This window comes from Vibrio sp. 1557, from assembly GCF_033340175.1.
Lineage (GTDB): Bacteria > Pseudomonadota > Gammaproteobacteria > Enterobacterales > Vibrionaceae > Vibrio > Vibrio alginolyticus.
In genome coordinates, this window is the sequence record NZ_JAWOVZ010000007.1 from 157,397 (window position 1) to 169,379 (window position 11,983).

At 43.6% G+C, this 11,983-nt stretch carries 9 protein-coding genes; 8 read left to right on the top strand and 1 reads right to left on the bottom strand.

What is annotated here, in order from left to right; all coding sequences use genetic code 11:
- Window positions 1–290 precede the first annotated feature (290 nt).
- The 8 genes from R7070_RS11615 to R7070_RS11650 all read left to right on the top strand — a co-directional run bounded on the left by R7070_RS11615 (window position 291) and on the right by R7070_RS11650 (window position 11,117).
- Window positions 291–1,088 carry an SH3 domain-containing protein gene (locus R7070_RS11615; protein ID WP_256900294.1) on the top strand — a complete coding sequence of 266 codons (798 nt, stop codon included), beginning with the start codon at window positions 291–293 and terminating at the stop codon, window positions 1,086–1,088.
- A 152-nt stretch (window positions 1,089–1,240) separates the two neighbouring features.
- Window positions 1,241–1,789: a phosphatase PAP2 family protein gene (locus R7070_RS11620; protein ID WP_005379690.1), complete on the top strand. Its 549-nt coding sequence runs from the start codon at window positions 1,241–1,243 to the stop codon at window positions 1,787–1,789.
- A gap of 3 nt (window positions 1,790–1,792) precedes the next feature.
- On the top strand, window positions 1,793–2,839 hold the full coding sequence (locus R7070_RS11625) for an MJ1255/VC2487 family glycosyltransferase (protein WP_005379691.1): 1,047 nt from the start codon (window positions 1,793–1,795) through the stop codon (window positions 2,837–2,839).
- A gap of 555 nt (window positions 2,840–3,394) precedes the next feature.
- Window positions 3,395–4,354 (top strand): LysR family transcriptional regulator CalR, encoded by a 960-nt coding sequence (gene calR, locus R7070_RS11630; protein ID WP_005379693.1) that lies wholly within the window; start codon window positions 3,395–3,397, stop codon window positions 4,352–4,354.
- 293 nt (window positions 4,355–4,647) lie between these two features.
- Entirely contained in the window at window positions 4,648–6,456 is a 1,809-nt protein-coding gene (locus R7070_RS11635; RefSeq protein ID WP_005379694.1) for an AMP-dependent synthetase/ligase, read from the top strand.
- A 449-nt stretch (window positions 6,457–6,905) separates the two neighbouring features.
- Window positions 6,906–8,630 (top strand): acetolactate synthase 3 large subunit, encoded by a 1,725-nt coding sequence (locus R7070_RS11640; protein ID WP_005379695.1) that lies wholly within the window; start codon window positions 6,906–6,908, stop codon window positions 8,628–8,630.
- Between the two features lies 1 nt (window position 8,631).
- Window positions 8,632–9,126, top strand: coding sequence for an acetolactate synthase small subunit (gene ilvN / locus R7070_RS11645; protein ID WP_005379697.1), 495 nt, complete (start codon window positions 8,632–8,634; stop codon window positions 9,124–9,126).
- Window positions 9,127–9,236: 110 nt separating this feature from the next.
- Window positions 9,237–11,117: a GGDEF domain-containing protein gene (locus R7070_RS11650; RefSeq protein WP_005379698.1), complete on the top strand. Its 1,881-nt coding sequence runs from the start codon at window positions 9,237–9,239 to the stop codon at window positions 11,115–11,117.
- 54 nt (window positions 11,118–11,171) lie between these two features.
- Here R7070_RS11650 and R7070_RS11655 read toward each other — a convergent pair whose 3' ends face one another.
- Window positions 11,172–11,858, bottom strand: a complete 687-nt coding sequence (locus tag R7070_RS11655; protein ID WP_213869777.1) for a GntR family transcriptional regulator — start codon at window positions 11,856–11,858, stop codon at window positions 11,172–11,174.
- Between the last annotated feature and the right edge of the window lie 125 nt (window positions 11,859–11,983).

The window sequence follows — 11,983 nt, forward strand, 5'->3', positions numbered from 1 at the left end:
GTACCGCACTCCATGAAGCGCGTCAACCCTAAAGTCGATTTTTTATTCATATCGGATGAGTCTTTTCGTTTGCTTGAAAAAAATGATGCACTAAGTGAAACGACATGATGCGATAGAAACGTGCTAGAAGAAGTAAGTTCTCATCAAGTTTGCGACGTTTCATTACCAAAACAAGCATCGGGATTGCGACTTGTCACACAAAGGTCCGAATTGTTTGGCAAAAGTTTTGAATGACCATTTATAGTAGTGCAGTTGCACTAGGTAAAAGAAATATAAGGGTTAGGGAAAGAATGAGGTTAACAAAACAATTTGGACGTTCAGCCATAGTATTTACTCTGGTCAGCTTGTCGGGTTGTCAGCTGTTTCAATCGCAGACCTATGTGGAAGTGGCTTCCCCCGTTGTTATGAATGATCACTCACAGAGCGTCATGGTCATCAATGATCAAATGGATCGATTTTTGAGTTATGAAGGACGCGAATCGTTCTTGAATCAGATGCTTGTTGCCCTTGAGTCTGACAGCCGAAATAAGTTTAAAGGTAAAGATCCGGAAACGTATTCTTGGTGGAAGATCCGTGTCCAGCCTAGTGAGAAACAGCAAGCGGAAGTTTTCCGACCAACCACTGAAGGTGTCGATACCTCAAACCCAGTAGAGTTTATGGATGTCTCTTACCGCTCTAAGACCACATTAAACCTACGCTCCAAACCGAGTCTTGAAGGGGCAAAGCTTGGCGTATTATCGAAAGGGGAAGTCTTTAATGTGCTAGCAAAAGTGGTTGATCAACCTTGGTTTCTCGTTGAACAGAAAGGAGTGATAAAAGGTTATGTCCATAAGGATTATGCGCGCAGCAATGTGATAAATCGTGACATTTTATCTACTCAGCCTAACCCTCTACTAGAGCCTAACTCGAGTAAAACGGAGAAAACGAGTATAGAGCATGAACTGTCGGGAAACTATACTTGCCGCTCACTGAGCTATGAGCTAACAAAAGATGGTGACATGACGACAGGCTCTTTGCGCGCCTGCCGCAAGAAGAGAAAAGTCTGGTATATAGACACCCCTCAACCGCAACCATCAAACCCTTCTTAATGTTCTATTTTTATGGTTATGCCCAATAGATAAATCGTTGGGCACACCTTAATTTGGCCTTTGTCATTAATTGTCCAAACTCCCGTCATGCTGTTGTCACCTAAACCTCCTACTTTTCACAAAAAGGCGTTGTCAAAGTAAGGAAAGGTCACATGAGAACCATAGAGACAATTACACAGCCAATTGCAACCATTGCTAAGTTTGATTTAGCGCTCTCTAGTGTTTGTCTTAAGCACCGTTTTAATCAACAAGTCGCCAATATCAGTAAAGGAGTTTCCCACAGTGGTGACGGGCATCTTTACTTGGTGTTGGGGTTATTAGCTTGGTATTTAGATAAGGAGCAAGGAGTCTGGTTTTTACTGGCGGGTTTACTTGCTTTTGCTATCGAGCTACCAATTTATTGGACGCTGAAAAATAGTTTTAAGCGTCGTCGCCCTGAAGAGCTTAGTGCACTCCTTCCTGCTTTTATTACCCCCTCTGATCGCTATAGTCTTCCTTCAGGACACACTGCCGCTGCGTTTGTCATGGCGACGCTGATTGATCATTTCTATCCGAGCCTAGGCGTTGCTGCATTCTTTTGGGCAAGTTTAATCGGAACCGCGCGAATCTTATTGGGTGTGCACTTTTTTACCGATGTCATCATTGGTGCACTGCTTGGCAGTCTTTGTGGTGGATTAGCGATTGCGATGTTAGGAGGCTAATTGATGAAAATCTTGTACGGTGTTCAAGGGACAGGAAACGGACATATTGCACGCGCAAGGGCGATGAGTCATGCGTTTAAAGAGCACGATGTTGAGGTCGACTTTTTGTTTTCTGGGCGAGCGCCGGAAAAATACTTTTCAATGGAAGCATTTGGCGATTACCAGACTCGCCGAGGCTTCACCTTTATTACCGAAAAAGGCTCTGTAAACTACGCGAAAACAGCATTGAATAACAATTTGGTGCAGTTTTTCAAAGAAGTTAAGCAACTCGATCTATCGTCCTACGATCTTATCATTAATGATTTCGAACCTGTGACTGCGTGGGCAGCGAGACAACAAAATAAGCCTTCTATTGGTATCAGCCACCAAAATGCTTTCCGTTATCCGGTGCCACTAAAGGGAGCAAGTTGGTTAGATAAATCCGTCATTGAATACTTTGCGCCTTCTCAACACCACCTTGGTTTGCATTGGCATCATTTTGATCAACCTTTGTTACCACCGATAGTGCATACCGTCGATAGCCAAGCAGAAAACGACGACTTCGTGTTGGTGTATCTACCGTTCGAATCGATTGAAGATATCTCGGACTTATTGTTCCACTTTAATCAACAAGCGTTTATCTGTTATCACCCGGATGTGATCGAATGTGAGCAGGTAGAAAACATAGAACTGCGCCCTTTATGCCACAGCAACTTCCAGCATCATTTGCATCGCTGTAGTGGTGTCATTGCTAATGGTGGGTTTGAGCTTCCTTCAGAAGCCTTGTCTTTGGGGAAAAAATTGTTACTAAAGCCACTCGCGGGTCAATTCGAGCAGCAGAGCAATGTTGCGACCTTAGAAGATTTAGGGCTTGCGATGTCGATGGAGAGCTTAGACATTTCCGCAGTACGCCAGTGGCTAAAGGAGCAACAAGCCGAAAGTGTGAAATACCCAGATGTTGCTCAGGCTATTGTTCATTGGGTACTGCAAGGTGCATGGGATTCAAAAGCAGAGTTATCCAGACAGCTGTGGGAGCAGGTTGATTTTCCAAGTTACGTGTCGAACATTTAAGTACGTTGTTCTAAGTACATTGTTCCTTCCATTTTTGACACGATTTTGTTGCAGCCTTTCTGTTTGGAAGGCTGCATTTTTATTCTTCCTCTCTCATTTCTATTCAGTGTGTATTTGCTGATAATTTGACTGATAAGTGCAAAATTCAATCAGAGATATAGCTGTCATCTGTTGTTCTTATTCCAACTAATAACTGAGCTAAATGCATGCTTGTGTTGACCGCCTGTCCTATCAATTTGCTAAATACGTCCTCAAAGAATGCATTTTTACGTGTTTTATAGTTTTTTATGTTTTTATCAAGTATTTGTTATTTAACAAATAAATACCTAATTGGCTAAAATTTACTGATTAAATATCAATCTAGTTGCGAAACCGCAATCGATTAGTTGATAGTACAGTTCGAGCCGGAAGTATCCGGACGATAAATATAATAAAAAGTTAGGTTATCTATTCGTAAAATGATTCGAATCCAGCCGCCGTCTTTTGTGCGAGATGGGATTCTATTCGTTATGAATTTAATGAACAAAGTTGACGATTACAAAAGAGGCGCACTCAATGTTAGAGAAGAAAGACGCGATGAGCGCAATTGCTAGCTACCGTATGGAAAGCACTTTGCGTGGTGTAGATTTAAACCTACTGACTGTATTTGATGCTGTAATGCAAGAGCAAAATATTACTCGTGCAGCACATAACCTAGGCATGTCTCAACCGGCAGTAAGTAACGCCGTGGCACGCTTAAAAGTGATGTTTAACGACGAGCTATTCATGCGCCAAGGCCGTGGTATTCAGCCTACGCAACGAGCTCGTCAACTGTTTGGCCCTATTCGCCAAGCACTACAGCTGATTCGCAATGAACTTCCTAGCTCTGTATTCCAACCAGAATCTTCGACTCGCTTATTCAAGCTTGCGATTTGCAGCCCTTGTGACATGCGTTTTGCTCCGAAGATCATGGCAAAAGTGAATCAACAAGCACCAAACGTTCAGCTTCACCTAGATGCAGAATTTGACCGTTTGTTGTCTGAGCGTATGCGCTACCAAGAAATTGATTTCGTGATCGACTACGCTCGTTTTGATGAGCAAGGTTTCTCAAGTACTGAAATCTTCAAAGATGAATTAGTGGTTATCGCATCAAAAACACACCCACGCATTCAAGGTGGTGTGACGGCTGAGCAACTGCTTAACGAAAAGCATGCGAAGTTATCGAAAGTGCATGGCCAACGTAGTTTCTCAGAGCAAGCGTACCGTGAACTGGATTGCCAAGCGGCGTATGAAGGTTCTAGTTTAAGCAACCTACTATACGTGGTGGGTCAATCTGAGCTTGTGACTATTGCACCACGTTGGATGGCGGAAAATGCGGTAAACAGCGATCAACTGCAAATTCTTGATTTCCCATTTGCGAACAAAGAAATCAGCGGCTTCTTAAGCTGGCATGAATCAAGCGAAAAAGATAAAGGCCACATTTGGCTGCGCGATCAACTGATGATCACTTGTGGTGAAGTCGTTGCCGCAAAATAAGATGACGTTTGGTCTTCTCGATTAGACCATATTGGTAATCATCAATTTTTACAATTCATTGGTCCCCGAGCGATTTTTGTCTCTCGGGGCTTTTTGTTTTCGTAATCAACAATCGAAACAGTAAGTTAAATAGAGTAATCATTCAGCAATTTGAGGTACGTTCGCGACGTATAAGTGATAGTTGTCTCTTATTAGTGATAAGTTTGATACTGGTCAGTTGCGTTTTAGCAAGCCGTGAGTACACTTGTTCGCTCAATTAGCTTACGCCTGTAAGCCAAAAGGTAAGTAAAAGAATGGCCAAGTTAGATTTTCATATCGTTAAACGTATTCGTGAACAAATTGCGAACGGTGGTACACGCGTTGCACTCAAGCATAAAGTGGGTGAGGAGTGGCAAGGTATTACGTGGACGCAATTTGGTCAGCAAGTTGATGCTTTATCACTTGCACTTTTGGCTCAGGGATTAGGAGTCCAAGATAAGATCGGCATTTTCTCGAACAACATGCCGCAATGGACGATCGCTGATATCGCAGCACTGCAATTACGCAGCGTGACAGTACCTATTTACCCAACCAATACTGCCGCCCAGTCGGCGTACATCATTAACAATGCAGACGTCAAAGTTCTGTTTGTTGGTGAACAGCCTCAATTTGATGCAGCAGTGAGCATTTTCGACCAGTGCGAACAGTTAGAGCTCATTGTTGCGATGTCTGATGATATAGAACTTGGCGATCATGATTTCGTTATCTCTTGGCAAGCATTTGTTGCCAAAGGCGACGCTACATATCAAGTTGAATTGGACGCGCGTTTAGATCAGGCAAAAGAAGATGATCTACTCACGCTGATCTACACCTCGGGTACAACAGGCCAGCCAAAAGGCGTTATGTTGGACTACGCAAACATTGCGGCGCAATTGGAAGGGCACGATCAGCGCTTGAGCCTTTCTCAAAGTGACGTGTCATTATGTTTCCTTCCGTTGTCACACGTATTTGAGCGCGCTTGGACCTTTTATGTATTGTACAAAGGGGCGACCAACTGCTATTTGCAAGACACCATGCAAGTACGTGATGCACTGAGCCAGGTGCGACCTACCGTGATGTGTGCCGTACCGCGTTTCTATGAGAAGATCTTCTCTGCGATTCACGAGAAAGTGTCTCGCGCGCCGATTCATCGTAAGATCATGTTTACTTGGGCAGTCAACATGGGCGCAAAAATGGCCGCTTGTCATCAAGAAAAACGTCAGCCATCGCTCTTGCTGCGTAAGTCATACGCTTTGGCGGATAAGTTGGTTCTGAGCAAACTGCGTGCGCTACTTGGCGGGCAAATCAACTTTATGCCTTGTGGTGGTGCAAAGCTGGATGAAACCATCGGTCGATTCTTCCATGCGATTGGTATCAACGTTAAGTTGGGCTACGGCATGACTGAAACCACGGCGACAGTATCGTGTTGGGATGATAAATGTTTTAACCCCGACTCTATTGGTATGTCGATGCCTGGCGCACAGGTTAAGATCGGCGAAAACAACGAGATTCTGGTTCGTGGTCCAATGGTGATGCGTGGCTATTACAAAATGCCAGAAGAGACGGAAAAGACCTTTGATGAGCACGGTTTCCTAAAAACGGGCGACGCTGGTTACATTGATGAAAATGGCAACTTGTTCATCACCGATCGTATCAAAGAGTTGATGAAAACTTCAGGTGGTAAATACATCGCTCCACAAATGATTGAAGGTGCGATTGGTAAAGACCACTTCATCGAGCAAATCGCAGTCATTGCGGATACTCGTAAGTTTGTTTCTGCGCTTATCGTGCCTTGTTATGACTCGCTAGAAGAGTACGCGAAAGAGCTGAATATCAAATATCACGATCGCGTTGAGTTGATTAAGCACCACCAGGTGGTCGAAATGCTTGAGAAGCGTGTGAACGATCTTCAAAAAGAGTTGGCAAAGTTTGAACAAGTGAAGAAGTTTAAATTGTTACCAAGAGCTTTCTCTATGGATGATGGTGAGTTAACGCCAACTCAAAAACTTCGTCGTAAAGTCATCAATGACAAATACCAAGATGAAATTGAAGAAATGTATAAGGAAAAGTCGGATAAAAAGTAACTTAAGCTGACTTAGATTTTATATTGATGAAAAAATCCCCAGTGATGTGATCGCGCATTGCTGGGGATTTTTGTTTGTATTGATTTTTTCTGTTCTGCTCGTCAAATAACGCTATTTCGCACCCTGTAGCTAAAAGCTTATGAAATAATGTTCTTTTTTTAAGCGTTAATTTTTTAGGTTGTACTGTGAAATAGGAGATGTGTGGCTGCTATTCCTACTAACATTCTAATTACTAGTATCTTGTTTAAAAAGTAGACCAATCTCTCATTAGACCCTTTGATAATAAAACGTTACATTTGTTGGGTAACCTTGCGGGATGTTATGACGAACGCAAGACATAGCCGAAAACGTGGAAGTATTTCGATTAGGCTACGAATAAGACCTAGACTATGTAAAACCAGACCAATCCGTTGACCTTACGGTGAGGAAACTGGCTAAGGAGAGCAATTATGACAGCAATGTTGTCAGGCGCAGAGATGGTGGTTCAATCTCTGATAGAAGAGCACGTAGAGCAGATCTTTGGCTACCCAGGTGGCTCTGTTTTGGATATCTACGATGCACTGCATGCCAAAACCGATCAAATCAAACACGTACTTGTAAGGCATGAGCAAGCCGCCACTCATATGGCAGATGGTTACGCTCGAGCTACCGGTAAACCGGGTGTCGTACTTGTGTGCTCGGGGCCGGGCGCGACCAATACCATTACGGGTATTGCAACAGCGTATATGGACTCTATCCCAATGATCGTTATCTCGGGTAACGTACCGAATAGCCTAATTGGTAATGATGCTTTCCAAGAGTGTGACATCGTCGGTGTCTCCCGCCCAGTGGTCAAACACAGCTTTTTAGTAAAAAAAGCGGAAGATATTCCTGAAACAATCAAAAAAGCGTTTTATATCGCGACTACAGGTCGACCTGGTCCAGTTGTGATTGATTTGCCAAAAGATGTAATGAACCCGCAAATCAAACTGCCTTATCAATATCCAGAAACGCTTTCAATGCGCTCTTACAAGCCGACAACTTCGGGCCATAAAGGCCAGATTAAAAAAGCGCTTAAATCGCTATTAGAAGCGAAAAAACCAGTGCTTTATATCGGTGGTGGTGCGGTGATTTCTGGCGCCCATGAACATATTTTAGAGCTTTCCGACAAACTGAACCTACCCGTTGTGAGTACTTTGATGGGCTTGGGGGCATTCCCGGGTACACATAAAAACTCACTGGGCATGTTGGGTATGCACGGCACTTACGAAGCTAATATGGCAATGCATGAAGCCGATCTTATTTTTGGTATCGGTGTGCGTTTTGATGACCGTACAACCAACAACCTTGAAAAGTACTGCCCAAACGCAAAAGTGATGCATATTGATATCGACCCGTCATCGATCTCGAAAAACGTGAAAGTGGATTTGCCGATCGTAGGTTCTGCGGAAAAAGTGCTGACAACCATGCTCGGGCTGCTTGCAGAGCAAGGTAGTGGAAATGATCAAGATGCTATCACTGCATGGTGGGATGACATTCAAGTATGGCGTGACCGCAACTGCTTGTCTTATGAAACGTCTCCAGAACGAATCAAGCCACAGCAAGTAATTGAAACGCTGCACAAGCTAACTAATGGCGACGCATATGTGGCGTCTGATGTGGGCCAGCATCAGATGTTTGCGGCGCTGTACTACCCATTCAATAAGCCGCGCCGTTGGATAAACTCTGGTGGTCTTGGCACCATGGGATTTGGTCTTCCGGCTGGTATGGGCGTGAAGTTTGCCATGCCACAAGAAGAGGTCGTGGTTGTGACTGGTGACGGCAGTATTCAGATGAACATTCAAGAATTGTCTACAGCCATGCAATACGACATTCCAGTGAAGATCATCAACCTGAACAACCGATTCTTAGGCATGGTAAAACAGTGGCAAGACATTATTTATCAAGGTCGTCACTCTAATTCTTACATGAGTTCTGTTCCTGACTTTGCAGCGATTGCAGAAGCTTATGGTCACGTCGGTATTCGTATCGAAACGCCTGATCAGCTCGAAGAAGGGCTACAAAAAGCGTTGGATATGAAAGATCGTCTGGTGTTTGTGGACATCAACGTAGACGAAACCGAACACGTATACCCGATGCAAATCAAAGGTGAGGGTATGGATAAAATGTGGCTAAGCAAAACGGAGAGAACTTAATATGAGACACATTATTTCATTGCTATTGGAAAACCAACCAGGTGCGTTGTCTCGTGTTGTTGGTTTGTTCTCTCAACGTGGTTACAACATTGAATCTTTGACGGTGTCACCGACTGATGATGAAACCCTGTCGCGAATGAACATTACCACGACATCTGATGAGATGCAGTTGGAACAAATTCAGAAGCAGTTACACAAATTGATCGATGTGCTGAAAGTGCAAGAAGTCACCGAGTATGAGCACATTGAGCGTGAACTGATGATGGTGAAAGTGAAAGCCAGTGGTTTTGCGCGAGCAGAAGTGAAGCGGACGGCAGACATCTTTCGTGGCCAGATCGTGGATGTCACGGCTTCCCAATACACCGTACAACTTGCGGGTACGAGTGAAAAGCTAGATGCCTTCATTCAAGCGATATCCGAAGTGACCGAAGTTGTCGAAGTTGCTCGTAGTGGTGTCGTTGGCATTGCGCGAGGAGAGCGAGCCCTCAAACCTTAACTCTCTGATTGCATATAGAAAAGCCACTTAATCTAAGTGGCTTTTTTGTTTAGAAAATAACAATTAATGATATAATTGTCGTTTTAGTAAGCATGATAGGCATTAGACGTGTGAAAGTACCTAAGCGAGTCGGCACCTTATTGGCGACAGCACTATTTTTTAGTGCACTCACTGCCGCTTACTACTATCAGAAATATCTGACGTTGTTAGAAAACAATGTTGAGAACACCGCTCAAGAAGCGTTACATCAATTGGCCTATACTGGCCGTGAATACAGCAATATTCAGGATCAAATCGAAACGATCAGTGACCTACTTGGTCACAGCCAAAGTCTGTATGAATATCTGCGCCAACCTAACCGGGTGAACCGTTCCATCTTAGAAGACATGTGGATCTCGGTCGCAATCAATCAAAAGTTGTATAAGCAAATTCGCTTTCTTGATGTTTCTGGTCGAGAAAAAGTGAGGATTAATTATGAGATTGAAACAGGCGCTGCGTTGCCCGCGATCAAATTGCAAAATAAGTCAGAGCGAGATTACTTTCAATTCGCTAAGAACTTAGACGATGGCGAAATCGCTTCGTGGGGGATAGGTTTAGAACGAGAGTATGGCGAGTTAGTCTATCCCTATAGCCCGTCACTGCGCATTTTGATGCCTATTTCGCTTAACGGAAAGCGCGAAGGGTATCTCGTCCTTAATGTTGATATTGACTATTTATCTTCTCGACTCAACTATTCGTCAGTGCTTGATTTCCATATTGAGCTGATTAAAAGTGACGGATTTTACATTGATAGCCCTAAATCAGCTCGTTTGTATGGCCATATAATTCCCGCTCGCTCTCAATTTAATTTTGGCCGGATGTACCCAAACATTTGGCGTAGTTTAAATTCAAAAGATTCGGGCTATGCTTACAATGGTTCGAATTTGGTCGCGTATCGCACCATCCAGTTTGTTTCTAGCGAACCTCTTCATCTGGTTATTGATCTTACCAATGAGCAGTTATTATCCCGAGCTCAGAGGGATATTGATGACTTAATCCAAGAAGCGTTTTTTGTTCTAAGTTTGGTGCTCGGCTTCACTTTGCCGACGGCAGCCCTTGCTCTGCATTATCGGCGTCATAGTATGGAATCGAAGTTGGCTCGAGCTGCTCTTGATGGTATGACTGCGGTGATGATCTCGGATGCTTCACATAGAATCATCATGGTTAATCAAGAGTTTGAAAACATGATGGGTTACTCAACCAAGCATGCCCAAGGTTGGAGTGCACATCATTTAATTCTCTTACCTGAAGATCTCGAAGCAAACCTGAGTATCTGGAAAACACTGAAGAGTGAACACGTATGGGAAGGGGAGATTCGTTGTCGAACTAAGTTTAATCAAGTCTTTACTGCAATAATGCGTATTCAGGCGAATTTAACCAAATCAGGTAAAGTGAGTTATTACATTACGTCTCTGGTGGATATCTCTGGGCAAAAAGAGTTAGAAGAAAAATTACGAAACCTAAGCGAAAAAGATGGCTTGACGGGGTTGTGGAACCGCCGAAAATTTGAAGAGCAATTGGCGCAATATGCGGGGATTATTGAACGCTATCCTGATAGCCCTCCTGCTTGTTTGGCGTTGTTTGATATTGACCATTTTAAGCGTATTAATGACGAGCTTGGCCACGACGAAGGAGACAAGGTGATTTGTAGTGTCGCAGAAACCCTCCTAGAAGAAGTCCGCAGCACAGACTTTGTATCTCGTGTCGGTGGTGAGGAATTTGCAGTGATTATGCCGCATACAACACTAGAAGAGGCTGAAATTGTATTGAACAGGCTACGTGTCGCGGTTCAAATGCGTAGTGATAGAGGCATTACTGTCAGTGCTGGGTATAGTGATTTAACCTCTGATCGTACAAGAACGTATAAATGTGCTGATATTGCTTTGTATGAGTCAAAAAGTGCAGGGCGTAACTGCGTATCGCTGTGTCATAGTTATGATGATATTGCTTAGCGCTTTTACAAAAACGAATAAACGGGGATAGACCCCGCTTTTTCAGTCTCAGCGTTATTCGCTAGCCAGTATGCGACATTGGTTGTCGATGGCGGCTTCGATACACTGTATTGACTGTCTCAAATAACGCTCTAGATAACCTAAAGCATCCTGACTCTTTTTGTCTAGCGATGCCTTCATCAGTATTTCTTGCTCATCGAGATTACAGTGCCCAGGGTTCCCTGTGCCTAAAATCAGCATCGCGAAGTATTGGTAGCGTTTAATTTGCGTGAGTAGATCGCGGAAAAACCCAAACATATTGACAGAGCCAGCACCTTCAAACAGCGCAGTAAGAAACTGATTTTGGCGCTCTTCCCATTCCCTCCAACAAAAGCTTTCGCCAGGTTTTACTCGGGATAACTTGTGATAAGCAGTTAGTACATCCAGTTCCCATTTTTCATCGCCAATCATGATTGCCTTACTGAGTAAGCATGCGGAGACCATTTGCAGGCTTTCGTACAAGTCATGTAACTCATCTTTACATACAGGTGCAACCCAGCAGCCTTTTTGCGGCTCGAGTTTGACGTATTTGCTCCAAGATAATTGCACCAATGCTTCTCGAATGGGTGACGCTCCTACGTTGTACTTCTCTTTGAGTTCGGCAACCACGAGTTTTTGACCTGGTTTAAGCTCGCCATCGAGAATATCCTGACGGATCATTCTTAATACTTTGTCGGTAAGAGTGGGACTAGACACATACACCTCATAGAAGAAACTTTAATCGTGACGATAAAATTAAACAGTACGAAATTCTGATAGAGGTGAATAATACAATTAGCCTATTATGAGAGCAAGAAAGCCATATAAAAAAGGAGGGCATAAGCCCT

Bases quoted from the DNA above. Each gene is read 5' to 3' on its own strand.
- calR (WP_005379693.1), top strand. From the start codon at position 3,395: ATGTTAGAGAAGAAAGACGCGATGAGCGCAATTGCTAGCTACCGTATG.
- ilvN (WP_005379697.1), top strand. From the start codon at position 8,632: ATGAGACACATTATTTCATTGCTATTGGAAAACCAACCAGGTGCGTTG.
- R7070_RS11620 (WP_005379690.1), top strand. From the start codon at position 1,241: ATGAGAACCATAGAGACAATTACACAGCCAATTGCAACCATTGCTAAG.
- R7070_RS11625 (WP_005379691.1), top strand. From the start codon at position 1,793: ATGAAAATCTTGTACGGTGTTCAAGGGACAGGAAACGGACATATTGCA.
- R7070_RS11615 (WP_256900294.1), top strand. From the start codon at position 291: ATGAGGTTAACAAAACAATTTGGACGTTCAGCCATAGTATTTACTCTG.
- R7070_RS11635 (WP_005379694.1), top strand. From the start codon at position 4,648: ATGGCCAAGTTAGATTTTCATATCGTTAAACGTATTCGTGAACAAATT.
- R7070_RS11640 (WP_005379695.1), top strand. From the start codon at position 6,906: ATGACAGCAATGTTGTCAGGCGCAGAGATGGTGGTTCAATCTCTGATA.